This window comes from Prauserella flavalba (assembly GCF_003202235.1).
GTDB classification, from domain to species: Bacteria; Actinomycetota; Actinomycetes; order Mycobacteriales; family Pseudonocardiaceae; genus Prauserella_A; species Prauserella_A flavalba.
In genome coordinates this window covers 106,856-131,796 of sequence record NZ_MASU01000011.1, presented here as the reverse complement: position 1 = coordinate 131,796, position 24,941 = coordinate 106,856, and the positions used below count along the sequence as shown (strand labels likewise).

The following is a 24,941-nucleotide window of genomic DNA, read 5'->3' as shown; positions in this document are numbered from 1 at the left end:
CATCACCGCCGCTGCCGTGGGTCGAGCGCCTCACGCATCGACTCGCCGACGAGCGTGAAGCCCAGTGCCACCACGATGATGCACCCGGCGGGCCAGAACGCGAGGTGCGGCTGGCTGTCGAAGAAGTCCTGTGCGTTGCCGAGCATCTGGCCCCATTCCGGAGTCGAGTCGTCCGCGGCGCCGAGGCCGAGGAACGACAGTGCGGCCGCGTCGAGCACCGCGATGGCGAGCACGAGCGTCGACTGCACGATCACCGGGCCGAGCGAGTTCGGCAGGATGTGCCGGAACACGATGGCCCTTCTCTTCACGCCGAGCGCCTTCGCGGCGAGCACGTGATCGCTCTCGCGCACGCTCAGCATCGTTCCGCGCAACAGCCGCGCGAAGATCGGGATCTGCACGATCGCCACCGCGAGGATCACCGTGAACTGCGACTGATCCGCGAACAGCGCGCCGATCGACACCGCCAGCAGCAGCGACGGGATCGAGAGCAGCACGTCCACGATCCGCATGACGACCGAGTCGACCCAGCCGCCGAACGCACCGGCCAGCGTGCCGAGCACGAGCCCCCCGCCGAGCCCGATCACCGTCGCCAGCGCGGCCACCAGCAGCGTCTGCTGCGAGCCGAGCAGCATTCGCGAGAACAGGTCGCGGCCGTACTGGTCGCCGCCGAGCGGGTAGCCGTCCTGTGGTGGCGGGATCTCGTTGTTGGCCCGGGAGACCTGGTCCTCGAGCAGCCGCAGCGCCGGGTCGTGCGGCGCGATGAACGGCGCCAGCACGGCCAGCAGCACGAACAGCCCGATCACCACGGCGCCGACGATGAACACCGGGTTGCGCCGCAGCCGTCGCCACGCCGACGCGGCGAGGCTGACCCCGGCGTCGTGGCCGTTCTCCGAACCCCGGCCCTCGGGACCGACCTCGTACTCCGGGCCCCGCGCGGCCACACTGGCGAGCCGGTCGATCTTCGTCGCACGAGACGACGTCATAGCTAGCTCACTTTCTGCGCCGTGCGGATGCGGGGGTCGATCACCGCATACGAGAGGTCGACCAGGAGGTTGACCAGTACGTAGGCCATCGCGGCCGCGATGATCACCACCTGCAGCACGGGGAAGTCCTTGCGCTCGAACCCGATCGCCAGCGCCTGCCCGACGCCCTGCCACGAGAACACGGTCTCGGTGAGCACGGCACCCGACAACAGCGCGCCGGTCTGCAGACCGACCGTCGTCACCACCGGCAGCATCGCGTTGCGGAGGATGTGCCGGTCCCGGATGATCCGCCGGGTCAGCCCCTTCGAACGCGCCGTGCGCACGTAGTCCTCGTCCATGACGTCGAGCACCGAGGCCCTGGTGATCCGGAAGATCACCGCGAACGGGATCGACGCCAGCGCCAGCGCCGGGAGCAGCAGATGCTTCAGCGCGTCCCACGCCGCGTCCCATTCCCGCGTCAGCAGGCCGTCGAGCACGAAGAACCCGGTGACGCGCGTGGCGTCGATGTCCGGGCTCTGCCTGCCGCCGGTCGGCAGCCAGCCGAGCTTGATCGACAGGAAGTACTTGAGCAGGAACGCGAGGAAGAAGATCGGGATCGAGATGCCGATCATCGAGCCGACCACGCCGGCGTTGTCCAGCCAGCCGCCCCGGCGACGGGCCGCCAGGTAACCGAGCGGGATCGCACCGATCAGGGCGATGAGGATCGCCGCGATGCTGAGCTCGATGGTCGCGGGGAACCGTTCGAGGAACAGTTCCATCGCGGGCTTGCCCGGCGAGACCCCGGTGGAGGTACCGAAGTCACCGGTGATCGCCCGGCCGAGGAACGCGAAGTACTGGACGAAGATCGGATCGTTCAGCCCGAGGGCCTCGGTCAGTTCGGCGCGGCTCTCGGCTGTGCCGCGGTCCCCCAGGAGGGCCGAGACCGGCCCTCCCGGGAGCATCCGCAGCCAGCCGAAGATCAGCACCGAGAGCACTACCACGACGAGTGCGAGTTGCAGCACGCGCCGAATCGTGTATCGGAGCACGGTTCTCGCTTATTCGGGTGACGAGACCGAGACCGCAGCGAACTCTTCCTTGGTCAGCGGGCTCGGCACCAGCCCCTGCACCTCGGGGGAGACGACGATCGCGGGCGGGGAGTGCGACAGCGGGATCGCCGGGAGGTACTTCGACATCAGGTCTCGGTTGATCTGCTGGTACTTCGCCTCGCGCTCGGCGGCGTCCACTGTGGAGTCGGCGTCCTCGATCGCGGTGGCCAGCTGCTGGCCCCACGGCGAGCCCGAGGTCCAGAACTGGTTTTCCGTGGTGCCGAAGAAGGTGCCGATGAAGTTCTCCGGCGAGTTGTAGTCACCCGTCCAGCCGAGCAGGAACAGCTGCGCGTCGGCGACCTCGACCTGGTCGAGGTACCCGCCGGCCCACGGCTTGCTGATCGGCTTCACGATGATGCCGGCGCCCTCGAGGTCCTCCTTGATGGCACCGAAGATCGCCTGCGGGTTCGGCATGTAGGGCCGCGTGACCTGGCTCGGCCACCACAGCTCGACCGTGAGGTTCGGCTGCCCGGCCTCGCGCAGCAGCTGCTTGGCGCGCTCCGGGTCGTAGGAGTACTTCTGCACGTCGTCGGCGTAGCCGTCGACCGACGCCGGGTAGAACTGTGTCGCGACCTCGGAGTTCTCCGGCATGACCGACTTGACGAGGCTCTCGCGGTCGATCGCGTAGGCCAGCGCCTGACGCACCTTGAGGTTCTTGAGCGCCGGGTTGTTCTTCTGCGTGATGCCCAGGTACAGGATGTTGAACGGGTCCCGGATCTGCAGGTTGAAGCCGTCGGCCTTCAGCGAGTCCCAGTCGGCGGGGGCCGGGAAGTCGTAGCCGTCGATGTCGCCTGCCTCGAGCGCCTGCTTGCGGGCGGTCTCGTCCTCGATCACCCGGAAGATCAGCTTGTTGAGCTTGGCCTTGTCGCCCCAGTACTGGTCGTTGCGGGCGAGCTCGATGGTGCCGTTCGCCTCGTCGTAGGAGGTGAACTTGAACGGCCCGGTGCCCGTCGGGTGGAGGCGTGCGTACTCGGAGAAGACGAAGCTGTCGCCCTGCGCCTTGACGTTGTTGGCCTGGAATTCGTCCATCGCCTTCGGGCTCTGCATGGCGAAGGAGTCCTGGGACAGCATCGTCGGGAACGTCGCGGTGAAGCGAGTCAGCTCCAGCTTGGCGGTGGTGGGGTTCTCGGCGGAGCAGGACTTGTAGAGCGAGGGGTTGGCCCCGTCGCTGAAGCCGCCGAAGTTCTCGATCCAGTAGTAGGAGAGAGCCGCGGTGGCGCCCGCGCCGGTCTGGCCGTACATGCGCTCGAAGTTCTTGCACACGGCGTCGGCGTTGAACGGAGTGCCGTCGTGGAAGTTCACGCCCTCGCGAAGGGTGAACGTCCAGGTCTTGCCGTCGGGGCTCGACTCCCATTTGGTGGCGAGCTCGGGTTCCAGCTCGGCGGTACCGGGCTTGATGCCGACGAGGTTCTCGAACAGCTGCCGCGTCACCCGGAAGGTCTCGCCGTCGGACGCGTAGAACGGGTCGAAGTTCGACGGGGCTCCGGTGGCCCCGAAGACCAGCGTGCCTCCTTCCTGGCCACCGCCGCTCTCGCGTTCGGACTCGGCACAGGCGGTCAAGGACACCGCGAGCGCGGCTGCCAGCCCGATCAGGGCCGTGCGTCGCGTTCGGGCCACCCGCAGTTGGAGCATTTTGGCACCCCTTGAGGAAACATCAGTTCGGTTCGCGGGCACGAATTTCGCGTCCGCGATGGTCGCTGACCCTAGCGGGTGTGAGGCCGGTTACTTAAGGACCTGAGGTTACGATCGGGCTACGCAGAAGGTGAAAAAGTCCCGAACAGTCGCGAAATCACCACGCTGGGTGATCGATCGACTACGCGCTACCTGCTTTGGTCGGCTCCTGTTAGACCGACCGACGCATCGGCGTGCGGCTGTGTGCGGTCGGCCGAGAACCACCCGTACTCGAAGCGCTGCCAGGCGATCAGGCGTGGTCTGGACGTCTCGCCATCGCGAGCGACGGCCCGTTCGAGGCGGGCCGCGGGATCCGGATCCTCCACCCAGCAGAGGTACGACAGCCTCGGCCGCACCGACGCTCGGCCCGCCGACACCCCTTCGAGCACGAGCACATCCGGCACGGGCACGTCCACCAAGGGGCCGGGTTCCGGCCGCCCGGTGGTCCAGTCCATGCGGCGGTAGTGGCCGGGCAGGCCGAGGGCCAGCCGGTCGAGGACGCCCTCCCGCAGGCGTGGCCACCACGAAACCGGGTCGTCCCACGTGGCGAAGTCGTCGGTGCTGACGAGCGCCGTCGGCACGCCGCGCTCGCGCAGGGCGGCGACAACGGCCGCGGCGAGGGTCGACTTTCCGGAGCCGGAGGGGCCGTCGATCGCGAGCACCCGCACGTCGCCGAGCCTCGGCTCGGCGCGCAGCACCCGCTCCGCGACGACCCGCCCCAGCTCCCCGACGTCGTGCACGGTGGCCGTCAGAGCGCGCGGCGGCCGGAGAGGGCCCGGCCGAGCGTCAGCTCGTCGGCGAACTCCAGGTCGCCGCCCATCGGCAGGCCGGAGGCGAGCCGGGTGACGGTGAGGCCGGGGAAGTCACGCAGCATGCGGACGAGGTAGGTCGCCGTGGCCTCCCCCTCGGTGTTGGGGTCGGTCGCGATGATCACCTCGGTCACCTCCTCCGCACCGATCCTGGCGAGCAGCTCCTTGATGCGGAGCTGGTCGGGGCCGATGCCGGAGAGCGGGTCGAGCGCGCCGCCGAGCACGTGGTAGCGGCCGCGGAACTCCCGCGTGCGCTCCACGGCGAGTACGTCCTTGGGCTCCTCGACCACACAGATCAGCGCCGGGTCGCGCCGGGCGTCCCGGCAGATGCGGCAGCGCTCCTCCTCGGAGACGTTGCCGCAGACGTCGCAGAACCGCACGCCTTCCTTGACCTTGCCCAGCACGTCCTGCAGCCTGCCGATGTCGACGGGATCGCAGGCGAGCAGGTGGAAGGCGATGCGCTGCGCGCTCTTGGGACCGATGCCGGGCAGGCGGCCCAGCTCGTCGATGAGGTCCTGAACTACGCCTTCGTACAAAGTTACTGTCCGGGCAGGCCGAGGTTGCCGAGACCGCCGAGGTCGGGCATGCCGCCGCCACCGCCGAAGCCGCCGGCGAGCGGGCCGAGCTTCTCCTCGGTGAGCCGCTGAGCGTTGTGGGTCGCGTCGCGCACCGCGGCGACCACCAGGTCCGCGAGGGTCTCCGTGTCCTCGGGATCCACGATCTTCGGGTCGATCACGAGGTTCTTGAGTTCCATGCCGCCGGTGACCGTGGCCGTCACCAGGCCACCACCGGAGGTGCCGGTGACCTCGGCCGCCGCCAGTTCCTGCTGAGCCGTGACCAGCTGTTCCTGCATCTTCTGGGCCTGCTGCAGGATCTGCTGCATGTCGGGCATTCCGCCGCCGGGCTGCACCATGATTCGGATTCCCGCTTTCGTAGCTTGCGTGACGTGCTCTCCAGCCTAGTCGCAGCGGCTGTGGCACCGTGTGAGCCGTGCGTTGTCGCGGTGTCGTGCTGCTGGTGGTGGGCCTGGTGCTGAGCGCCTGCGGGGACGGTGGGGGTACCGTCGCGTCTCCCCGGCCCTCGGCAGGCCCGGAGACCTCACAGAGCCGTCCCCCCGCACCTGCGACGACCACCCGCCAGGCCGAGGCCCCGGTGGTGGTGCTCGACCCCGGCCACAACGGCGGCAACGCGACCGCACTCGCCGAGATCAACCGGCAGGTACCGGCAGGACGCGGGCGGATGAAGCCGTGCAACACCACCGGCACCGCCACCGACGCGGGCTACCCCGAGCACGCGTTCAACCTCGACGTCGCGAGGCGGGTGGGCGACGTGCTCGCGGCGCAGGCCGTGCGCGTGGTCTACACGCGCGAAAGCGACGACGGCGTCGGCCCCTGCGTCGACCGGCGCGCGGCGATCGGCAACGAGGCGCTCGCGGACGCCGTGGTGTCGATCCACGCGGACGGCTCCTCGGCGCAGGGCAGCGGCTTCCACGTCGCCTACTCGGATCCGCCGCTCAACGAGGCGCAGGGCGAACCGGCGCAACGCCTGGCAGGCGCGATGCTGGCGAGCATGGCCGCGGAGTTCCCGGTGGCCGACTACATCGGCGAGGGCGGCCTCTCCGGCCGCGACGACCTGGCGGGGCTGAACCTCTCCGAGCGCCCGGCCGTGCTCGTCGAATGCGGCAACATGCGCAACGCGCGCGAGGCGGCGGCGATGTCGACCCCGGAGGGCCGTCAGCGCTACGCCGACGCGATCAGCGCGGGAATCCTGGCGTACCTGCGGAGGTAGCCGCCCGACCGCGGTGACCGACCGCAGTGAAGGCCACCTTGCCTGCGTTCAACGCAGTGAAGGTGGCCTTCACTGCGGTTGGCGTCAGTCGATCGGACGGGCGCCGAGGTGGTCGGAGAGGAGCTTGTGGGCGATGGCCTCGGGGTCGACCGGCTCCGGAGCGGGCGCGGCAGCGGGACCGCCGGCGTCGGGGCCCGCCGGGTAGGGGTCGTCCTCGTCCTCGGGTTCCGGGGGCAGCGGGATGTCCGGCTCGGTCGTGGTGGGCACCGCCCGGCGCGGCGGCTCCGTTGCCGACGGCCGCTGGAAGGACCGTTGCTGCTCGGCCGACGGCGGCTGCTGCCGGGTGGGCTGCGGCGGAGCCTGGCGGGCGGGCGCGGCCTGCGTCTGCCTCGCCGGGGCCGCCGCACTCGCCTGCACCGCGCCCGCGTGAACACAGCGGACCGTCCACTGTCCCGACAGCACCTGACCGAGCGCCGTCGCGATGCAGTCGGCGTTGCGGGGCTCCGACAGGCGCCGCGCGAGCGGCTCCGCGGAGTGCGTGAGCACCACGGTCGAGCCCTCGACGCTGTGCACGGTGGCATTCGTGAGCATGGCCTCCGTGCTGCGGCTGAGCTTGCGGACGGCAGCCAGCAGCTGCGGCCAGTACTGGCGCAGCGCGGCCGCGTCGATCTGGCCCGGCTCCGACCCGGCGACGGGCGCCGCCTCGGCCACCGGTTCCGCCACGGCGGGCGGCGCGGGCGGCGAAGGTGGGGGCGTCGCCGGAGCCGGCTTCGGCGCCGGGGCTGCCGCGGGCTCCGGTTCCTTCTTCGCGGGAGCCGCGGGGGCCGCGGCACGCTGCGACGGCCGCTCGAACGTCCGCTCCGGCGCCGGGGCGGACGCGGGCTCGGCAGCGGGTGCGGCAGGGGCAGGACCGCCCGCCGTGAACCGGCGCTCCAGCCGTTCGAGCCGCTGAAGCGTGGCGGCCTCGTCGCCCGCCACCTCCGGCAGCAGCATCCGTGCGCACAGCAGCTCGAGCAGCAGCCGGGGCGCCGTGGCCCCGCGCATCTCGAGGAGTCCATTGTGGATGATCTCGGCGTACCGCGTGAGCGTGCCGGGCTGCAGGCGTTCGGCCTGCGCGACCATCCGGTTCAGCTGCTCCTCTGGCGCCGACACCATGCCCGCGCTCGCCGCGTCGGGCACCGAGCGCAGCAGGATGAGGTCACGCAGCCGGTCGAGCAGGTCGGTCGCGAATCGGCGCGGGTCGTGGCCCGCCTCGGCGAGCTGGTCCACTGTGCCGAACACGGCCTTGTGGTCGTCGGCCGACAGCGCGTCCACCATCGCGTCGATCAGCGCGACGTCGGTGACGCCGAGCAGCGACACCGCGCGCGCGTAGGTGACACCGTCGGGGCCCGCACCGGCCAGCAGCTGGTCGAGCACCGACTGGGTGTCGCGAGCGGAGCCGCCGCCCGCCCTGATCACCAGCGGGTAGACAGCGGGCTCCACCTGCACGCCCTCGGCCGCGACGTTGCGCTCCAGCAGCTCCCGCATGGAACTCGGCGGGATCAGCCGGAAGGGGTAGTGGTGCGTCCGCGAGCGGATGGTGGGCAGCACCTTGTCCGGCTCGGTGGTCGCGAAGATGAAGATCAGGTGCTCCGGCGGCTCCTCCACGATCTTCAGCAGGGCGTTGAAGCCCTGCGTGGTGACCATGTGCGCCTCGTCGATGATGAACACCCGGTAGCGGGACTCCGCGGGCGCGTAGAACGCGCGGTCGCGCAGCTCACGCGCGTCGTCCACACCACCGTGGCTGGCGGCGTCGAGCTCGGTGACGTCGACGCTGCCCGGCCCCTCCGGTGCGAGCGCGAGGCACGGGCCGCACTTGCCGCACGGATCCGGCGTGGGGCCCTCGACGCAGTTGAGCGAGCGCGCCATGATGCGCGCGCTGGACGTCTTGCCGCAGCCACGCGGCCCCGAGAACAGGTAGGCGTGGTTGATCCGGCCCGCCGCGAGCGCGGTGCGCAGGGGCTCGGTGACGTGGTCCTGCCCGACCACCTCGGCGAAGGTTGACGGCCGGTACTTTCGGTACAGCGCGAGAGCCACGAGGCGAGGGTACCGGCAGTCTCCGACACCGGCCCCTCCCGGCCGTCCGGGGACAAAAGGGGACCCCCGCACCCGTCAGAGCCTGCTTATCCTTGCTGCCTTCCGGCCCTGGGGAGGTTCACAGGGTGGACGCCGCGGGGGTCCGCCGCCCAGTCTAGGCGACGGCTCCGCCGGGCGCCGACACGGGGAGTGTCACCGTGAACTCGGTGGCTCCGGGTTCGCTGGTCACGCCCACATGCCCGTGGTGCGCGGCCACCACCGCGGCGACGATCGCGAGCCCCAGTCCGGTGCTGCCCGCCGAGCGGGAGCGGGAGGTGTCGCCACGCGCGAACCGCTCGAACACCTCGGGCAGCAGGTCGCCGGGAATGCCGGGGCCGTCGTCGCGCACGCGCAGCACCGCCTCGTTCCCGCGCTCGCCGAGAACCACGTCCACGCGCGTGCCCGCGGGGGTGTGTGCGCGGGCGTTGCCGAGCAGGTTCGCGACCACCTGATGCACCTGCTCGGCGTCGCCGAGCACGGTGATCGGCTCCGCGGGCGCGTCGAGCACCCACCGGTGGCCTGGCCCTGCGACGTGGGCGTCGGCGACGGCGTCGGCCACGAGCCGCGAGAGGTCCACCGGCTCGTGCACCCGCGCGCGACCGGAGTCGAGCCGCGCGAGGAGCAGCAGCTCCTCGACGAGGTTGGTCATCCGCGCCGACTCCGACTCCACGCGGGAGAAGGCGAACCGGACGTCCCGCGGCACCGCGTCACCGTGCCTGCCGACCAGCTCCGCGTAGCCCTTGATCGCCGCGAGCGGGGTGCGCAGCTCGTGGCTGGCGTCGGCGACGAACCGGCGGACCCTGCTCTCGCTGCGCTGCCGCGCGTCGAGCGCGTCGGCCACGTGGCCGAGCATCTGGTTGAGCGCGAGGCCGACCTTGCCGACCTCGGTGCGGGTGTCGGTGTCGGATTCGGGCACGCGCACCGGCAGCGCGACCTCACCCTTGTCCAGCGGCAGTTCGGTGACCCTGCCGGCGGTGGCGGCGAGCCGGTCGAGGGGGCGCAGCGTGCGGCGGACCGTCCACGCCCCGGCGAGCCCGGTGATGGTCACGGCGCCGAGCGCGACCCCGCCGAGGATCAGCCCGACACTCCACAGCGTGTCGTCCACTTGCGACAGTGGGAGCCCGGTGACGAGCACGTGCCCGTCGTCGGTGCGCACGGCCGAGAGCCGGTAGGCGCCGAAGTCGCCGAGATCGCGGCTGTAGGCGCGGCCGTCGACGGGCAGGCTCGTGAGGATGTCGTAGGAACTCGCGGGCAGCAGCTCGCGCTCGGCCTCCGGTCCGGAGAGCCGCTCCGCCCGCACCACGTCGCCGCCGCTGAGCACGGCGTTGAGCGTGTCGATGCCCTGCCCCGGCGCCTCGAGCGAGGCCAATGGGCCCGTGGGCACGCCAGCGGGCGGCGGGCGGTCCGGACCCCGGCTGACCGCGAGCGCCCGGTCGCTGGCCTGCCTGAGCTGCTCGTCGAGCTTGTCGACCAGGAACGCGTCCAGCGCCAGCTCGGTGACCACGCCGACCAGCACGCACACCACGGCGAGCAACCCGATGAGCTGCGCGACGAGCTTGCCCCGCAGCGACCAGGCACGCCTACGCGGGTTTGAGGACATACCCCGCGCCACGCATGGTGTGGATCATCGGCTTTCTGTCCGCGTCAATCTTCTTCCGCAGGTACGAAATGTAGAGCTCGACGATGTTGGCCTGCCCACCGAAGTCGTAGCTCCACACCCGGTCGAGGATCTGGGCCTTCGACAGCACCCGCTTGGGGTTGCGCATGAGGTAGCGCAGCAGCTCGAACTCGGTCGCGGTGAGCGACACCGGCTCGCCGCCCCGGTGCACCTCGCGGCTCTCCTCGTCCAGCGTCAGGTCGCCGACCACGAGCGTCGATCCCTCCGAGGCGGCCACCACCCTCGCCCTGCGTAGCAATGCCCGCAGCCGCAGGGCTAGCTCCTCGAGGCTGAACGGCTTGGTCACGTAGTCGTCCCCACCCGCGGTGAGCCCGGCGATGCGGTCCTCGACGGCGTCCTTCGCGGTGAGCAGCAGCACGGGCAGGTACGGGGTGTCGGCGCGCAACCTGCGCAGCACCTCGAGCCCGTCGAGGTCGGGCAGCATCACGTCCAGCACGACCGCGTCAGGACGGAACCCTCGGGCCTCGCGGATGGCGCCCGCGCCGTCGCCGGCCGTGCGGATCTCCCAGCCCTCCATGCGCAAAGCCAGCGACACGAGCTCCGCGATGCTGGACTCGTCGTCGACGACGAGCACCCGGACCGGCGAGCCGTCGGCGCGCCGGGGCCCGACCCGGCCGGGATCGGTGTTTGCGCTGGTCATGATCGCAGTGTCGCGCGCGAGGGTAGGTGCTCGCTGTGGCCTGCCTGTGCGTTGGCTGTGAAGCGCGAGGACACAGCGCGGACCCATGCGGCGCACAGCGCGAACACAGCTCGGGCGGGGACGCTCACGGCATGAGCACCGAAGTCCCGGCCCCCGCGGCCGAGCAGAACTGGGGCGATCCGCAACCGCCGCGGCAGGACAGGCCGCGCTGGACCGCTCGCCGGACCGCGGTGGCGGTCGCGATCGCGGCGGGCATCGCCGTCGCGGGCGGAGCCGTCGTGTACGCGGGCACGAGCGGCGAGCCGTCGCAGAACGTCAGGATGGGCGGTCCGGCGGGCGCGATGCCGGGCCTGTTCAACGCGCTGCACGGCGACTTCGTGGTCTCCGACGGCAGCGGAGGTTACGAGACGCAGCGCATGCAGACCGGCGAGGTCGCGGCGATCGACGACGACTCACTGACCGTCGAGAGCGACGACGGCTACACCCAGACCTACGAACTCGGCGCGGGCGCTGGGGACACCGCGGAGCGGGGTGACACGGTGACCGTGCTCGCGACGGTCTCCGGGGACACCGCGACGGCCACGAGCATCACGAGTGGCGAGGGAGGTTTCCCCGGCGGCCCGCAGGGTCGACCGCCGGGACAGCAGGGCGGCCCCGGCGGGACGAACTGACGGCTCCTACGCGGGGAGGTCGAACTGGCCTGCCTTGACGGCGATCAGGAACGCCTCCCACTCGCGTGTGTTGAACACGAACACCGGACTGTCGGCGAGCTTGGTGTCCCGCACCCCGACCTTGTCCGCTCCCAGGTTGACCTCGACACAGCTGCCGCCGTTGGGCTCGCTCGCGAACGACTTCTGCCAGCCGGCGGCATCGAACATGCTCACGGCCGTGGAAGGGTCGTAATAATCCGCTCGAGCGGCGTAATCGGCCATGGCGTTACCTCCGTGCCCGGTCGAAGGACACCGGCGAAGGAGTGCGCAACGTCACACCTTCCCGATGCCCCAGAGTCGATCCCCACCGGCCGGTGCCGCCATTCGTGCGATGTTCGGCCGATCTGGTCGACAGTGTGATTAATCTGAGACTAGGATTATTACTATCCATAGGGGCCGCGCCCGGCGCAATCCGGGGGCCGTCACGTGAGAGATCGGCAACACAGGCAAGACTGGGGATGGAGCACGACATGGCGGTACGACTGGACCTGGAACCGAGCGGTGTCGAGCGGACCGGTCCCGCGACGGACGACGACCTGCCGCCCACCGAACAGCCCGCCCGCCGTTTCGATCTCGGCTTCGTCCGGGTGTGGCCGCCGCGCCCGCTCCGGCTCCTCGAGCCGAACTTCGCGGTGCGCTACTGCCGCGTCTGACGGTTCAGCTCCTCGCGGTAGTGCTCGGCCAGCTCCTTGAAGAACTGCCGCGTCTCCTGCCGCTCCAGCGCCGCGCCGCGCAGGCGGTCCCACGAGTCCACGAAGATCTGGAAGTCCTTGACGTCGTCGAGATAGATCCCGCCCGCCGAGTGCTCGATGTACACGAAGTCCCGGGTGCGGTCGGGAAAACGCATGATCGTGAAGTCGTTGGGGACCGAGGCCAGCTTCGCGTCGAACGGCAGCACGTGCAGATAGACCCTCGCCCGCTTCTCCAGCTCGAGCATGTGCTCAAGCTGGTCCAGCATCACGGCCGGTGACCGCCCGCCGGGAGCCCTGCGCAACGCCGACTCGCTGAGGATGAAGCGGTAGTACGGCGGCTGCTGCTGGTCGAAGACCGCTTTGCGGTCGAGCCGGTTGCGGACCAGCGATGTGACGTCCGTCGCTCCGAACTCGGTGAACTGCTTGAGCATGTAGTGCTCGGACTGCAACGGCCCCGGAATGCGCTCACCGTGCCACGTCATGATCTCCGCGGCTGCCGGCTCCAGGTCCGTGAACGTGCGGAACCAGTGCGGCACAACGGATCGGTAACCCGACCAATGCCCACGCTGCCCTGCCGCGGCCCGCGCCAGGTTGAGCAGGGTGTCGGCCTCCTCGCCCTCGATGCCGAACGCGTCGAGCATCGCCCTGACGTCGCCGAGCTTGACCCCCACGGCGCCCGACTCGATCTTGTTGACCTTGCCCTGGGTACAACCGAGGATCTCGGCCACGCGCTGCTGCGTGAGGCCCGCGGAGTTGCGCGCGTGCCGCAGCTCGTTGCCGAGCTGCTTTCTTCGGGACGTGACGGTACTGGCCATGGCGCCTCGACGTTACCGTTTTCGGCGCTCAACTCGAAATCGCCTCTCCGGCGTAGGGTGCAGGTCATGACGAAGAAGGCGAGCATCGGCGTCACCGGCCTCGCGGTGATGGGCCGCAACCTGGCGCGGAACCTGGCCCGGCACGGGCACACCGTCGCGCTGCACAACCGTTCGGAGCAACGCACCCGTGAGCTGGCGGAACAGTTCGGCTCCGAGGGCGACTTCATCCCGGCGTACTCGGCGAGGGAGTTCGTCAACGCGCTGGAGCGGCCCCGCCAGGTGGTCGTGATGGTCAAGGCAGGCGCACCCACCGACGCCGTGATCGACGAGTTCGCGGAGCTGCTGGAGCCCGGCGACGTGATCGTCGACGCCGGCAACGCGCACTTCGCCGACACCCGCAGGCGCGAGGCGGCGCTGCGCGAGCGCGGGCTGCACTTCGTCGGCACCGGCGTCTCCGGCGGCGAGGAGGGCGCGCTGCACGGGCCGAGCATCATGCCGGGCGGTTCGAAGGAGTCCTACGAGTCGCTGGGCCCGCTGCTGGAGGACATCGCGGCGAAGGTCGACGGCACGCCGTGCTGCGCCCACATCGGACCCGACGGCGCAGGGCACTTCGTGAAGATGGTGCACAACGGCATCGAGTACGCCGACATGCAGCTGATCGCCGAGTCCTTCGACCTCCTGCGCGGCGCGCTCGGCTACGAGCCCGCGCGGATCGCCGAGATCTTCCGCACCTGGAACACCGGGCGGCTCGACTCCTACCTCATCGAGATCACCGCCGAGGTGCTCGCCCACACCGACGCCGCCACCGGCAAGCCGTTCGTCGACGTGGTGCTCGACCAGGCGGAGCAGAAGGGCACCGGCCGTTGGACGGTCCAAATCGGACTCGACCTCGGCATCCCGATCACGGGCATCGCGGAGGCGACCTTCGCGCGTTCCCTTTCCGGCCACGCGAACCTGCGCGCCGCGACCAAGGGGCTCGGCGGGCCGTCGCGCACCCCGCTGTCGGGCAGCGAGGCCGAGCGCTTCGCCGACGACGTGGAGCAGGCGCTGTACGCGTCGAAGGTGGTCGCCTACGCGCAGGGCTTCAACCAGATCCAGGCAGGCAGCGCCGAGTACGGCTGGAACGTCGACCTCGGCTCGGTCGCCTCGCTCTGGCGTGGCGGCTGCATCATCCGCGCGAAGTTCCTCGACGACATCCGCGCCGCCTTCGAGGCCGGGCCGGAGCTGCCGACGCTGCTCACGAGCGGCGACTTCCGCAAGGCCGTCGAGGACGCGCAGGACGCGTGGCGCTCGGTGGTCTCGACCGCGGTGCGGCTCGGCATCCCGACGCCGGGCTTCTCCACGGCGCTCGCCTACTACGACGGGCTGCGGGCCGACCGCCTGCCCGCCGCGCTCGTGCAGGGCCAGCGGGACTACTTCGGCGCGCACACCTACCGCCGCGTCGACGGCGAGGGCTCCTTCCACACCGAGTGGGCCACCGAGGCCCGCGCGGAGCGCCCCGCCTGAGGCGCACCCCACCCGGGGCCCCACACATGCAGTGAAGGCCACCATGCCTGCGCCCACCCGTCTCCCACCGCCACCCAAACGGAGACGCTGCGCGCCGCTGTGTTGATTCAACGCAGTGATGGTGGCCTTCACTGCATCCGGGCAAAAAGGGCGGGGCTCACTCGAAGGGCAGGCCGACGTAGTTCTCGGCGAGGCTCGTCGCGGCCGCGGTGGACGACGCCGTGTACCGCAGCTGCGACAGCTGGAGCCGGCGCTGGAACGCGTCGGCGTTCGGGTCGGTGTGCAGCATCGACGTCATGTACCAGGAGAAGTGCTCGGCCCGCCACACGCGGCGCAGGCAGCGGTCCGAGTAGGACGCCGCGAGCTCGCCGTCCTTGTCCCGCAGCAGTGCCTTGAGCGCGCGGGAGAGGTTGCGGACGTCGGCGATCGCGAGGTTCATGCCCTTGGCGCCGGTCGGCGGCACGATGTGCGCGGCGTCGCCCGCGAGGAACAGCCTGCCGTACCGCATGGGCTCCACCACGAAGCTGCGCATCGGCGTGATGCTCTTCTCCAGCACCGGACCCTCGCGCAGCGAGAAGCCCTCCTTCGTCTCCAGCCGCTGTTCCAGCTCGGCCCAGATCCGGTCGTCGGACCAGTTCTCGATCCGCTCGGCAGGATCGACCTGCAGGTAGAGCCGCGTGATCTCGGGCGAGCGCATGCTGTGCAGCGCGAACCCGCGTTCGTGGTGGGTGTAGATCAGCTCCTCGTGCGAGGGCGGCGTCCGCGCGAGCACGCCGAGCCAGGCGAACGGGTACTGGTGGTCGTAGGCGATCAGTTCGACGCCCGGGATCGACGGCCTCGACACGCCGTGGAAGCCGTCGCAGCCGGCGATCACCGCGCAGTCGAGCTCGCGCGCGTTGCCCTCGGCGTCGCGGTAGGTCACGCGCGGCGACTCGGTGTCCAGGTCGTGCAGTTCCACATCGGACACTTCGAACTCGATCGGCAACCCTTTGCCCGCGTGTGCAGCGATGAGGTCCTTGACGATCTCCTGCTGGCCGTAGACGGTGATCGCCTTGCCGGTGAGTGCGGTGAGGTCGATGCGGTGGTCGGCGCCGTCGAAGCGCAGCGAAAGGCCGTGGTGCGGGAGACCCTCCGCGGCCATGCGCTCGCCGACGCCGATCTCCCGCAGCAGTTCGACGGTCGGCTGCTCGCACACGCCTGCCCGCACCCGCTTCTCCACGTACTCGCGGCTGCGTGCCTCGAGCACCACCGCGTCGATGCCTTCGAGGTGCAGCAGGTATGACAGGACCAGGCCGGCCGGTCCCGCTCCGATGATGCCCACCTGCGTGTCCGTCACCGATGCCTCCACGTCGTCATTGCCGTTGCCGCGACCAAGCGTGCGCCGTGCACCCGGCTCGGAGCCACCAGGGCTTCCACTGAGCGGAAGCCTTTCAGAGGGTCTGCCAATGCGCGCCGTCCGAGACCCGGACCGCGCTCGGCGCCCCGAGCGCCCGCGAGATGCCCCGCGCGGCGGCGCGGACCGCGGGCACGAGCGTGCGCGGATCGGTGCCCTCCGACGGCACGACGATCGACAGCGCGGCCACCACGGTGTCGTGCTCTCCGTAGACGGGAGCCGCGACCGACAGCACCTCCGGCTCTATCTGGCCGTCGCTGATCGCGTAACCGTCGCGGCGGACGTTGGCGAGCGCGCGCCGCAGCTCGGCGGGTGACGCGATCGTTCTCGGCGAGAACCGTTGGAGCGGCGAGGCGAGCACCCGTTCCTGCCAGTCGGGCGCGGCGAACGCGAGAAGCACCAGCCCGACGCCCGTGGCGTGCACGGGCAGCCTGCCGCCGACCCGCGATTGGATCCTGACCGCGTTGCGGCCGGAGATGCGCTCCACGTACACGACCTCGGCCCCGTCGAGCACCGCGAGCTGCACGTGCTGGTGGGTGGCCTCGTACAGGTCCTCCAGGAACGGCATCGCGCTCTCCCGCAGGCCCGCGCCGTGCGGGGCGAGCGAGGCGACCTCCCACAGCCACAGGCCGATGCGGTAGCGGCCGTCGGCGTCGCGTTCGAGGGCGCCGCGCTCGGTGAGCTCGCGCACCAGCCGGTGCGTGGTCGACAGCGGCAGCCCCGCACGGCGGCTCAGCTCGGACAGCGTGAGGGCGGGGTGCTCTGCGCTGAAGGCATCGAGCACGCCAAGCACCCGGCCGACCACCGTCGGTGAGACCTCTGCGTTGTGCCGCACGCCCCTCAGCCAACTTCCTCGGACCCGCCGATGCAACCGTGCGGCAGGGGCCGGACCTGGTTAGCTTGGCGCGGAGGGGTGATCAACGAACGGAGTGTCCGGTGACCGGAGTCGCGGCTCGGGGGCTGGTGCGCCGGTTCCTGCCGACGTGGCGGCATCCCGCGCGGATCGTGGTGCTGGCGTTCGCGGCCGTGGTGTCGGTGGGCACCGTGCTGCTCATGCTGCCGGTCGCCGCCGAGGACGGCACTCGCACCGCGTTCGTCACCGCGTTGTTCACCGCGACCTCGGCGACATGCGTGACGGGCCTCGCGGTGGTGGACACGCCCACGCACTGGTCCGCGTTCGGCGAGCGGGTGATCCTCGGCCTCATCCAGGCGGGCGGCCTCGGCATCATGACCATCGCCTCGCTGCTCGGGCTGCTGGTGTCGCGGCGGTTCGGGCTCCGGATGCAGCTCACCGCGCAGGCCGAGACGAAGGCGCTCGACCTCGGTGACGTGCGGCGCGTCGTGCGCGGCGTCGTGCTCGTGAGCCTGGCGTTCGAGCTGGTGACCAGCCTCGTGCTCGCCGCACGGTTCGCGATCGGCTACGACTACGGCCCGGGCAGGGCTCTCTACCACGGCGTGTTCCACGCGGTGTCGGCCTTCAACAACGCCGGGTTCGCGCTCTACACCGACAACCTCGTCCCGTTCGCCACCGACGCCTGGATCTGCCTTCCGATCGCGATCGCGGTGCTCGCGGGCGGGCTGGGCTTCCCGGTGTGGCTGGAGATCTGGCGCCACCGGCGCCGCGGCCCCGCCAAGCGGCGCTGGTCGCTCCACGCCAAGATCACCGTGGTCACCTCGGGCCTGCTGCTGCTCGTCGGCTTCGTCGTGATCACCATCGCCGAGTGGAACAACCCGGAAACGCTGGGCCGGTTCGGTCCCGGCGGCAAGCTGGTCGCCGGCTTCTTCCACGGCGTCATGCCCCGCACGGCCGGCTTCAACAGCATCGACATCGGCGAGCTGGAGTCGGGGACACTGCTCGTCAACGACATTCTCATGTTCATCGGCGGCGGCAGCGCCGGCACCGCGGGCGGCATCAAGGTCACCACGTTCGCGTTGCTGGCGTTCGTGATCTACGCCGAGATCCGCGGTGAGCCCTCCGTTCACGTCATGGGGCGCAAACTCGCGGCCAGTACGCAGCGGCAGGCGCTCGCCGTCGCGCTGCTCAGCGTCGGCGCCGTCGTGGTCGGCACGCTCGTGCTGCTCACGCTCACGCAGTACCGGCTGGAGGTCGTACTCTTCGAGGTGATCTCGGCGTTCGCCACGGTGGGGTTGTCGACCGGGATCACCGCGGACGTGGGCTCGGCAGGCCACCTGGTGCTCGTGCTGCTGATGTTCCTCGGCCGCGTCGGGCCGATCACGCTCGCGTCGGCGCTCGCGCTGCGTGAGCGCGCTCGGCGCTACGAACTACCGGAAGAAAGGCCGATCGTTGGGTAACCGCAACCAGGGCCGCCGCGTGGTCGTCATCGGGCTCGGCCGGTTCGGCAGCTCACTCGCGAGGGAGCTCGTCAGTGGTGGCTGCGAGGTGCTCGGCATCGACAGGGACCCCAAGCTCGTGCAGAAACACGCCGACGAGCTCACCCACGCCGCCGTGGCCGACACCACCGACGTGGAAGCGATGACGCAGCTCGGCGTGCCCGAGTTCGAGCGCGCCGTCGTGGGGATCGGCTCCGAGATCGAGGCGAGCATCCTCACGACGTCGCTGCTGGCCGACTTCGGCATCCCGCACATCTGGGCCAAGGCCATCAGCCGCCAGCACGGACGGATCCTCGAGCGCGTCGGCGCCCACCACGTCGTGCTGCCGGAACACGACATGGGCGAGCGGGTGGCGCACCTGGTGACCGGGCGGATGCTGGACTACATCGAGTTCGAGGACGACTACGCGATCGTGAAGACGACCGCTCCGACGGAGGCGATCGGCAAGCCGCTCGGCGAGACGAGGGTGCGCAACAAGTACGGCGTCACCGTCGTCGGCATCAAGCGACCCGGCAGCGAGTTCACCTACGCCACACCGGAGACGGTCGTCCGCCCGCAGGACATCCTGGTGGTGTCGGGCCGCCGCGAGGACGTGGAGACGTTTGCCGACCTGACGTGAGAGGTCAGCCCCACACCTTCGCGGCGGTCTCCACGATCCGCTCCAGCTTGCGGATCTCCTGTTCCTCGGTGAGGTCGTTGCCCTCCTCCGTGGAGGAGAACCCGCACTGCGGCGAGAGGCACAGCTGGTCGATGTCGACGAACTTCGCCGCCTGCTCGATGCGCCGCTCCAGCGACTCCATCGGCTCCAGCTCGCCGCGCTTGGTGGTCACCAGGCCCAGCACGACGTACTTGCCCTTCGGCAGGAACCGCAACGGCTCGAACCCGCCGGAGCGCTCGTCGTCGAACTCCAGGAAGTAGCCGTCCACGTTCAGCTCGTTGAACAGCGCCTCGGCGACGAAGTCGTAGCTACCCTCCGCCGCCCACGACGAGCGGAAGTTGCCCCGGCACAGGTGCGTCGTGATCGTCATGCCCTCCGGCTTGCCCGCGATGGCCGCGTTCATCGTCTTGATGTTGCGCAGGTGCAGGGTCTCCGGATCGGCGCCCATGCGCGCGACGAGCTCGCGCTGCTTGGGGTCGTTGAGGTAGGCGAGGCTCGTGTCGTCGAGCTGCAGGTAGGTGCAACCGAGCTCCCCGACGCCCTTGACCTGTGCGGCGTAGGCGTTGCCGAGGTCGGTGAAGAAGTCCTCCAGGTCGGGATAAACATGCTCGTCGACGGCGTGCCTGCCGCCGCGGTAGTAGACCATACTGGGCGAAGGGATGGTCAGCTTCGGCGTCACCTCGGGGTCCACAATGGACTTCAGGTACGAGAAGTGCTCACCGAAGATCGTCCCGCTCAGTCCGACCTTGCCGTCCACCTGCAGGCCGGGCGGGCTGAACTCCAGGTCCCCCGCGGCGTTGTGGAACTTGACGTGCAGGCGCTCGTCGCTCTGGGAGATGCCGTCGAGCTGGTAGATGAAGTCCATGTGCCACGAGGCACGCCGGAACTCACCGTCGGTGGCCGACCGCAGGCCCACCTTGCGCTGGAGGTCGACCACGCGACGGATCGCGTCGTCCTCGACGGCCTTGAGCTCGTCGCGGGTGATGGCGCCCTGCGCGGCCTGCTCGCGAGCGCGGTGCAGCTCGGCGGGCCGCAACAGGCTGCCCACGTGGTCGGCGCGAAACGGAGGAATCGAACGCTGACTCATTGCCGAATCCTCACATGTCGCGCCGACCCCATCAACAGCCGGACGAGCCCCTTTCCATCGAACGGAACGGGTGGGTCAGCCTCCCTGGTGCGGGGCCTGGTACTCCTTGGCCTCCGGGGACTCGAAGAGCGGCTTGACGTACTTCATACCGCCCGGCACCGAGGCGTCCGGCTGCGCGACGTACACCTGCCGCGTCGCCGGGGCTCCCGGCTGCGAGAAGTCCAGCTTCGCCACGAGGTCGCCGGTGTCGGCGGACGTGGTCTCCTGCAGTGCCTTGTGGATACCGGCGCGCGTGAGGTCCTTGTTCTCACACGCCTTGCGCAGCACCGCGCCCCACACCTCGGCGACGGCGTAGCCGTACGGCACACCGGCGTTCGGCGGCTCGCTGTAGCCCGCCTTCTCGTACTTGCCCGCGACCTCCTTCATCTTCGGGATGTCGGCGGAGAAGGGCACGCTGCTCGCCACCACGTAGAGCTTGTCGAGCGCGCCCGCGGCGGGGCTGTCGTGCAGCAGCGGGTCGAACGTCGGGTTGTTGCCCAGGATCGGCACGTTGAGCCCGAGCGCCTCGTTCGCGGCGGCGACCGAACCGGTCTGGGTCGGCGTGGTGGTCAGCAGGATCGCCTTCACCCCGGCGCCCTTGAATCCGGTGACGATGTTGGTGAGGTCGGTATCGCTGGAAGTGATCTTGACCTCGCGCAGGTTGAGGTTGTGCTGCTCCGCGTAGTACCGCGAGCCGCGCAGACCGTTGGCCCCGTACTCGCCGTCGATGTAGATGTGCCCGACCGTGTCACCGTCCTTGATCTTGCCCTGTTCCTGCAGGTAGGAAAGGCCGTCGATCATCTCGACGTCGTAGGTCGTGCCCACCACCATCACGTAGGGATTGCCGAGCAGCTCGGACGACCAGGACGCGGGTGTCACGGTCGCCTCGTCGGACTCCAGGTCGCTGCTCAGCGCCGCCATGATCGGCGAGCCGACGACCTGGACGAACCCGGCGACCTTGGGCTCGATCTGCGGGTAGAGGGTCTTCGCGGTGTCGGCCTTGTAGCCGTGGTCGACGATCTCCAGCTTGACGTCCCTGCCGCAGACGCCGCCGGAGGCGTTCACGTCCTTCACCCACAGCTCGTTACCGTGCGTGATGCCCGTCGAGAGGTTCTTGAACGGGCCGGTCTGGTCGGTCATGACGCCGAGCGTGATGTCGGAGTCGGTCACGCCGACCCCGGCCTGCACGCCGCCCGCGCCCTCGCCGGTCTCCTCCGATCCACCACCCTTGGTGCCGCAGGCGGCCAGTGCCAGCGCCGAGGCGCACGCCAACGCGAGTATTCGCTTCATGAGCCATTCCTTTCCCGCTGTTTCCCACTCAGGCGACCGGCGATTCTGCGGCCGATCGCGGCGAGTCCCCCGGGCTCGAAGAGCACGACGAGGATGATCGCCGCGCCGTAGACGAAAGAACTGATCAGGATGGGTGTGAACGCGTGCTCGCCGGTGCCCGTCGACCAGCCGAGCTCGGTCGAGTAGAGGGCGAGCACCTGCGGCAGGCCGTTCACGAGCAAGGCGCCGACGAGGGCGCCGGGAACGGAGCCCAGCCCGCCGATGATGATCATGGCGAGGTAGGCGATAGAGACGTTGATCCCATAGGTGCCGAACTCGCTCTCGTCGGGTTTGAGCAGGTCGAACCAGAGCACGGTCATCACGCCGGCCAGCCCGGCGTAGGCCGAGGACACCGCGAACGCGCCCGCCTTGGCCCGCCACACGCTCACGCCCATCACGGCGGCGGCCGGCTCGTTGTCCCGCACCGCGCGCCACGCGCGGCCGACCCGGCCGCCGACCGCGCCGCGCGCCAGCAGGAACGCGATCACGGTGAGGGCGAGGAAGAGGTACCAGACCCGTTCGGTCTCGCGGATGGGCACGCCGAGGATTTCCAGGTCGCCCTCGTTGGAGAACGGGAAGCCGAACAACGAGAACTCGGCAGGCGGGCGGCCCGTGGACGTGCCGCCGGTGAGGTTCTCGGCGGCCTGCCCGAAGTACAGCCCGAGGAACACCAGTGACAGGGAGGCCACACCGAGGTAGATCCCGCGCAGGCGGCCCGCGACGGGCGCGAAGGCGAGGCCGAGCACCGCGGAGATCGCGACCGCGCCGAGCAGCGCGAGGAGCGGGTCGAGGCCGAAGCCGAGCAGTTCCGGATCCCCGGTCGGTCCGGACAGCACCGTGTACGCCGTGGCACCGGCGAGCAGGAAGAACGCGTGGGCCAGCGACAGCTGGCCAGCCTGCCCGGTGAGCAGTGTCAGCCCGATCGCGCCGACAGCGCCGACCATCATGTACTGGCCGGCCTTGAGCCATTCGGCCTCCAGGTAGAGCGGCAGGGCGAGCGCCACGAGCAGCACCACGAGCCACAGCGCCTTGCGGACCCACCAGAGCGCGTCACGGCGCGGCTTCGGGCTCGGCGCCCGCTCGGGTGCCTCGGGTGGCGACTTGGTCGCGATCTCAGACACGGGTGGTCTCCCTCGTCCCGAACAGGCCGGACGGCCGCACGACGAGCACGACGAGCATCACCAGGAACACGGCGCTCTTGGCGAACGCGAAGGACACGTAGTGCGTCGCGAGCGCGTCGACGAGCCCGACGGTGATGCCACCGGCCACGGCGCCCGCCGTGGAGTCGAGCCCACCGAGAATGGCGGCGGGGAACGCGGCCAGCGCGATCGAGTGCGTTCCCCTCGACAGGCCCGCTCCCGAGAAGTCCTGCGTGGCGATGAACAGCACCGCGACACCGGCGAGCAGCCCGGCCACGAGCCAGGCCGTCGCCGTGACCCGCCCGCTGCGGATGCCCACGAGCGCGGCAGCCTCCTTGTTCTCCGCCTGTGCACGCATCGCGATGCCCCAGTTCGAGTACCGGAACGCGAGGAAGAAGAGCGTGATCAACACGGTCGCGACGACGAGCGCCACGAGGTGCGTGCGGAACAGCGTGATGCCGCCGACCTGGATCGGCTTGGCGTCCCAGGCGTCGCCGATGAACGGCAGCGACACACCGAGCCTGCGGACGATCTCCTCGGTGACGATCACGTCGACGCCGATGGTCAGCAGGGCGAGGCTGAACGGGTCGGCGAGCTTCGAACGGGACAGCAGCAGCCGCTCGACCACGAGCGCGAGCAGCCCGGCTCCGACGACGCCGACGATCGCCGCCCCGGCCCAGCCGATGCTGTCCCGCAGCGTCACCACCAGGTAGCCGCCGAACAACACGAGTGAGCCGTGCGCGAAGTTCACCACCTCGGTGGCCTTGAAGATGATCACGAAGCCGAGCGCGAGCAGCGCGAACACGGCGCCCTTGCCGAGGCCGTTCACGACGAGCTGGACGAATGTCTCCACTAGCCGGCCTCCGCGTTCTCACTGCCCAGATAGGCCCTGACGACCTCCGGATCGGCCTGCACGTCGGCGGGCGGTCCGTCCGCGATGACCCGGCCGAAGTCGAGCACGGTGACGCGGTCGGCGATGCCCATCACCAGGCCCATGTCGTGCTCGACGAGCAGGATCGAGATGCCCAGCTCGTCGCGGATGTCGTGGATGGTGCTGGCCAGCTCGGCGGTCTCGGCCGCGTTCGTCCCGGCGGCGGGCTCGTCGAGCAGCAGCAGGGACGGCTCGACGGCCAGCGCCCGCGCCAGATCCACGCGCTTCACGGCGCCGTACGGCAGGGAGCCGACGGGCGCGTGCAGTTCCGCGCCGATGCCGAGGAAGTCGCAGATCTCGGCGGCCCGCTCGGCGTGCTTGCGCTCCTCGCGCCGCGTCCAGGGCAGGCGCAGCCCGCAGGAGAGGAAACCGCCGTGGGTGAGCGCGAAGCGGCCGAGCATGACGTTGTCGAGCACCGTCGAGTGCGGCGACAGCGCGGCGTTCTGGAACGACCGGCCGATGCCCATGCGGGCGAGCCGGTGCGGGCGCGTGCGGGTCAGGTCATGGTCGCCGAAGGTCACAGTGCCCTCGTTGGCGCGGTAGAGCCCGCTGATGACGTTGAAGCAGCTGGACTTCCCGGCGCCGTTGGGACCGATCAGCGCGTGCAGGGAGCCCGGCTCGACCGTGAGGGACACGTCGTCGAGTGCGTAGAGCCCGCCGAAGCGGAGCGTCACGTCCCGCACGCTCAGTTCCGGTACCGTCATCGGCCCCACCTCGTCAATCGGCGGACACCGGCGCGCTGGCTGCGTGCCTCGGCGGCCTGCCGCTCGGCGGCGGCGTCCGATTCGGCGTGCCCGCCGAGGTAGAGCCGCTGCACGTCCTCGCTCGCCGACAGTTCGGCCGCGGTGCCCGCGAGGGCGACACCGCCGACCTCGAGCACCACGGCGTGGTCGGCGACGGCGAGCGCCATCACGGCGTTCTGCTCAACGAGGACCACGGCGGTGCCCTGCGCGTGGATTTCGCGGATGGTCGCTCCGATGCGCTCGACGATCTTCGGTGCGAGCCCGAGTGACGGCTCGTCGAGCAGCAGCAGGCGGGGGCCGGACATGAGGGCCCTGCCGATGGCGAGCATCTGCTGCTCGCCGCCGGAGAGCAGGCCCGCGCGCTGGCTCGCGCGTTCGGCGAGGACGGGGAACAGCTCGTGCACCCGGCGCTGGCCCTCCGCCCGCGCCGACGCCGGTGCGCCGATCGCCCCCGCGCGCAGGTTCTCGGCGACGGTCATCCTGGCGAAGACCTGCCTGCCCTCGGGAACCCCGACCACGCCCAGGCGGACGATCGCGGCCGGATCCAGTTGGTCGATGCGGCGGCTGCCGTAGCGCACCTCGCCCCCGGCGACGGTGCCGCGGTGCATCCGCAGCGTGCCGGAGATGGTCCGCAGCAGGGTGGACTTCCCGGCGCCGTTGCCGCCGAGCACGGCCAGCACGCCGTCATCGGAAACGTCGAGATCGACGCCGTGCAACGCGGCGACCGAACGGCCGTAACGAACCGTGAGGTCACGCACGGTCAACACGGCGTGTCCAG

25 protein-coding genes and 1 other RNA gene are annotated in these 24,941 nt (G+C 70.4%); 6 read left to right on the top strand and 20 right to left on the bottom strand.

Annotated elements, in window-relative coordinates:
- Positions 1 to 2 precede the first annotated feature (2 nt).
- From BA062_RS25050 to BA062_RS25025, 6 genes are all read right to left on the bottom strand, one after another.
- Entirely contained in the window at positions 3 to 983 is a 981-nt protein-coding gene (locus BA062_RS25050; RefSeq protein WP_110340840.1) for an ABC transporter permease, read from the bottom strand.
- 2 nt (positions 984 to 985) lie between these two features.
- The gene (locus BA062_RS25045; RefSeq protein WP_110340838.1) at positions 986 to 2,008 is read right to left on the bottom strand and encodes an ABC transporter permease; all 1,023 of its coding nucleotides are present in this window, start codon (positions 2,006 to 2,008) and stop codon (positions 986 to 988) included.
- Between the two features lie 9 nt (positions 2,009 to 2,017).
- Positions 2,018 to 3,700 (bottom strand): ABC transporter substrate-binding protein, encoded by a 1,683-nt coding sequence (locus BA062_RS25040; RefSeq protein ID WP_110340836.1) that lies wholly within the window; start codon positions 3,698 to 3,700, stop codon positions 2,018 to 2,020.
- 188 nt (positions 3,701 to 3,888) lie between these two features.
- Positions 3,889 to 4,479, bottom strand: coding sequence for a uridine kinase family protein (locus BA062_RS25035; RefSeq protein WP_245959991.1), 591 nt, complete (start codon positions 4,477 to 4,479; stop codon positions 3,889 to 3,891).
- An 8-nt stretch (positions 4,480 to 4,487) separates the two neighbouring features.
- On the bottom strand, positions 4,488 to 5,084 hold the full coding sequence (gene recR / locus BA062_RS25030; protein ID WP_110340834.1) for a recombination mediator RecR: 597 nt from the start codon (positions 5,082 to 5,084) through the stop codon (positions 4,488 to 4,490).
- Positions 5,085 to 5,086: 2 nt separating this feature from the next.
- Positions 5,087 to 5,461: a YbaB/EbfC family nucleoid-associated protein gene (locus tag BA062_RS25025; protein ID WP_110340832.1), complete on the bottom strand. Its 375-nt coding sequence runs from the start codon at positions 5,459 to 5,461 to the stop codon at positions 5,087 to 5,089.
- 77 nt (positions 5,462 to 5,538) lie between these two features.
- Here BA062_RS25025 and BA062_RS25020 point away from each other — a divergent pair, with 77 nt between their 5' ends.
- A complete protein-coding gene (locus BA062_RS25020) occupies positions 5,539 to 6,336 on the top strand; it encodes an N-acetylmuramoyl-L-alanine amidase (RefSeq protein WP_245959990.1) in 798 nt (265 codons plus the stop codon).
- Positions 6,337 to 6,420: 84 nt separating this feature from the next.
- Here BA062_RS25020 and BA062_RS25015 read toward each other — a convergent pair whose 3' ends face one another.
- The 4 genes from BA062_RS25015 to BA062_RS25000 all read right to left on the bottom strand — a co-directional run bounded on the left by BA062_RS25015 (position 6,421) and on the right by BA062_RS25000 (position 10,769).
- The gene (locus tag BA062_RS25015) at positions 6,421 to 8,412 is read right to left on the bottom strand and encodes a DNA polymerase III subunit gamma and tau (RefSeq protein ID WP_110340830.1); all 1,992 of its coding nucleotides are present in this window, start codon (positions 8,410 to 8,412) and stop codon (positions 6,421 to 6,423) included.
- Between the two features lie 52 nt (positions 8,413 to 8,464).
- Positions 8,465 to 8,561, bottom strand: an RNA gene (gene ffs, locus BA062_RS25010) — signal recognition particle sRNA small type.
- Positions 8,562 to 8,566: 5 nt separating this feature from the next.
- Complete coding sequence (locus BA062_RS25005) at positions 8,567 to 10,051, bottom strand: sensor histidine kinase (RefSeq protein WP_110340828.1); 1,485 nt, start codon at positions 10,049 to 10,051, stop codon at positions 8,567 to 8,569.
- Positions 10,032 to 10,769: a response regulator transcription factor gene (locus tag BA062_RS25000; RefSeq protein WP_110340826.1), complete on the bottom strand. Its 738-nt coding sequence runs from the start codon at positions 10,767 to 10,769 to the stop codon at positions 10,032 to 10,034. Before BA062_RS25000 ends, BA062_RS25005 begins: the two co-directional genes overlap by 20 nt.
- Before the next feature lie 131 nt (positions 10,770 to 10,900).
- Here BA062_RS25000 and BA062_RS24995 point away from each other — a divergent pair, with 131 nt between their 5' ends.
- Positions 10,901 to 11,440 (top strand): hypothetical protein, encoded by a 540-nt coding sequence (locus BA062_RS24995; protein ID WP_110340824.1) that lies wholly within the window; start codon positions 10,901 to 10,903, stop codon positions 11,438 to 11,440.
- Positions 11,441 to 11,446: 6 nt separating this feature from the next.
- On the opposite strand, the gene BA062_RS24990 is transcribed toward BA062_RS24995, so the two are convergent.
- Positions 11,447 to 11,701 carry a DUF397 domain-containing protein gene (locus BA062_RS24990; RefSeq protein WP_110340822.1) on the bottom strand — a complete coding sequence of 85 codons (255 nt, stop codon included), beginning with the start codon at positions 11,699 to 11,701 and terminating at the stop codon, positions 11,447 to 11,449.
- Positions 11,702 to 11,949: 248 nt separating this feature from the next.
- Between BA062_RS24990 and BA062_RS24985 the strand changes: the two genes are divergently transcribed.
- Positions 11,950 to 12,132, top strand: coding sequence for a hypothetical protein (locus BA062_RS24985; protein WP_110340820.1), 183 nt, complete (start codon positions 11,950 to 11,952; stop codon positions 12,130 to 12,132).
- Here the strand turns inward: BA062_RS24985 and BA062_RS24980 are convergent.
- On the bottom strand, positions 12,117 to 12,986 hold the full coding sequence (locus tag BA062_RS24980; protein WP_110340818.1) for a helix-turn-helix domain-containing protein: 870 nt from the start codon (positions 12,984 to 12,986) through the stop codon (positions 12,117 to 12,119). The two genes, BA062_RS24985 and BA062_RS24980, sit on opposite strands and share 16 nt — an antisense overlap.
- A gap of 66 nt (positions 12,987 to 13,052) precedes the next feature.
- Between BA062_RS24980 and gndA the strand changes: the two genes are divergently transcribed.
- Positions 13,053 to 14,492: an NADP-dependent phosphogluconate dehydrogenase gene (gene gndA, locus BA062_RS24975; protein WP_110340816.1), complete on the top strand. Its 1,440-nt coding sequence runs from the start codon at positions 13,053 to 13,055 to the stop codon at positions 14,490 to 14,492.
- 157 nt (positions 14,493 to 14,649) lie between these two features.
- Here gndA and BA062_RS24970 read toward each other — a convergent pair whose 3' ends face one another.
- The gene (locus BA062_RS24970) at positions 14,650 to 15,828 is read right to left on the bottom strand and encodes a 4-hydroxybenzoate 3-monooxygenase (RefSeq protein WP_110340814.1); all 1,179 of its coding nucleotides are present in this window, start codon (positions 15,826 to 15,828) and stop codon (positions 14,650 to 14,652) included.
- Positions 15,829 to 15,922: 94 nt separating this feature from the next.
- Positions 15,923 to 16,720 (bottom strand): IclR family transcriptional regulator, encoded by a 798-nt coding sequence (locus BA062_RS24965; protein WP_110340812.1) that lies wholly within the window; start codon positions 16,718 to 16,720, stop codon positions 15,923 to 15,925.
- 101 nt (positions 16,721 to 16,821) lie between these two features.
- On the opposite strand from BA062_RS24965, the gene BA062_RS24960 reads away from it, so the two are divergent.
- On the top strand, positions 16,822 to 18,198 hold the full coding sequence (locus tag BA062_RS24960) for a TrkH family potassium uptake protein (protein WP_342768952.1): 1,377 nt from the start codon (positions 16,822 to 16,824) through the stop codon (positions 18,196 to 18,198).
- Positions 18,191 to 18,856, top strand: coding sequence for a potassium channel family protein (locus BA062_RS24955; RefSeq protein WP_245959989.1), 666 nt, complete (start codon positions 18,191 to 18,193; stop codon positions 18,854 to 18,856). The genes BA062_RS24960 and BA062_RS24955 overlap by 8 nt, the downstream gene beginning before the upstream one ends.
- Before the next feature lie 4 nt (positions 18,857 to 18,860).
- Here BA062_RS24955 and BA062_RS24950 read toward each other — a convergent pair whose 3' ends face one another.
- From BA062_RS24950 to BA062_RS24925, 6 genes are all read right to left on the bottom strand, one after another.
- A complete protein-coding gene (locus tag BA062_RS24950) occupies positions 18,861 to 19,982 on the bottom strand; it encodes a 5-methyltetrahydropteroyltriglutamate--homocysteine S-methyltransferase (RefSeq protein ID WP_110340808.1) in 1,122 nt (373 codons plus the stop codon).
- Positions 19,983 to 20,057: 75 nt separating this feature from the next.
- Positions 20,058 to 21,311 (bottom strand): ABC transporter substrate-binding protein, encoded by a 1,254-nt coding sequence (locus BA062_RS24945; protein ID WP_110340806.1) that lies wholly within the window; start codon positions 21,309 to 21,311, stop codon positions 20,058 to 20,060.
- Positions 21,308 to 22,471 (bottom strand): branched-chain amino acid ABC transporter permease, encoded by a 1,164-nt coding sequence (locus BA062_RS24940; protein ID WP_110340804.1) that lies wholly within the window; start codon positions 22,469 to 22,471, stop codon positions 21,308 to 21,310. The genes BA062_RS24945 and BA062_RS24940 overlap by 4 nt, the downstream gene beginning before the upstream one ends.
- Positions 22,464 to 23,342 (bottom strand): branched-chain amino acid ABC transporter permease, encoded by an 879-nt coding sequence (locus BA062_RS24935; protein ID WP_110340802.1) that lies wholly within the window; start codon positions 23,340 to 23,342, stop codon positions 22,464 to 22,466. Before BA062_RS24935 ends, BA062_RS24940 begins: the two co-directional genes overlap by 8 nt.
- Positions 23,342 to 24,124: an ABC transporter ATP-binding protein gene (locus BA062_RS24930; RefSeq protein ID WP_110340800.1), complete on the bottom strand. Its 783-nt coding sequence runs from the start codon at positions 24,122 to 24,124 to the stop codon at positions 23,342 to 23,344. Before BA062_RS24930 ends, BA062_RS24935 begins: the two co-directional genes overlap by 1 nt.
- On the bottom strand, positions 24,121 to 24,930 hold the full coding sequence (locus tag BA062_RS24925) for an ABC transporter ATP-binding protein (RefSeq protein ID WP_110340798.1): 810 nt from the start codon (positions 24,928 to 24,930) through the stop codon (positions 24,121 to 24,123). The genes BA062_RS24930 and BA062_RS24925 overlap by 4 nt, the downstream gene beginning before the upstream one ends.
- Positions 24,931 to 24,941 lie beyond the last annotated feature (11 nt).

Bases quoted from the DNA above. Each gene is read 5' to 3' on its own strand.
- BA062_RS25000 (WP_110340826.1), bottom strand. From the start codon at position 10,769: ATGACCAGCGCAAACACCGATCCCGGCCGGGTCGGGCCCCGGCGCGCC.
- BA062_RS24980 (WP_110340818.1), bottom strand. From the start codon at position 12,986: ATGGCCAGTACCGTCACGTCCCGAAGAAAGCAGCTCGGCAACGAGCTG.
- BA062_RS25025 (WP_110340832.1), bottom strand. From the start codon at position 5,461: ATGGTGCAGCCCGGCGGCGGAATGCCCGACATGCAGCAGATCCTGCAG.
- gndA (WP_110340816.1), top strand. From the start codon at position 13,053: ATGACGAAGAAGGCGAGCATCGGCGTCACCGGCCTCGCGGTGATGGGC.
- BA062_RS25040 (WP_110340836.1), bottom strand. From the start codon at position 3,700: ATGCTCCAACTGCGGGTGGCCCGAACGCGACGCACGGCCCTGATCGGG.
- BA062_RS24990 (WP_110340822.1), bottom strand. From the start codon at position 11,701: ATGGCCGATTACGCCGCTCGAGCGGATTATTACGACCCTTCCACGGCC.
- BA062_RS24985 (WP_110340820.1), top strand. From the start codon at position 11,950: ATGGCGGTACGACTGGACCTGGAACCGAGCGGTGTCGAGCGGACCGGT.
- BA062_RS24930 (WP_110340800.1), bottom strand. From the start codon at position 24,124: ATGACGGTACCGGAACTGAGCGTGCGGGACGTGACGCTCCGCTTCGGC.
- BA062_RS25005 (WP_110340828.1), bottom strand. From the start codon at position 10,051: ATGTCCTCAAACCCGCGTAGGCGTGCCTGGTCGCTGCGGGGCAAGCTC.
- BA062_RS24945 (WP_110340806.1), bottom strand. From the start codon at position 21,311: ATGAAGCGAATACTCGCGTTGGCGTGCGCCTCGGCGCTGGCACTGGCC.
- BA062_RS24950 (WP_110340808.1), bottom strand. From the start codon at position 19,982: ATGAGTCAGCGTTCGATTCCTCCGTTTCGCGCCGACCACGTGGGCAGC.
- BA062_RS25050 (WP_110340840.1), bottom strand. From the start codon at position 983: ATGACGTCGTCTCGTGCGACGAAGATCGACCGGCTCGCCAGTGTGGCC.
- BA062_RS24995 (WP_110340824.1), top strand. From the start codon at position 10,901: ATGAGCACCGAAGTCCCGGCCCCCGCGGCCGAGCAGAACTGGGGCGAT.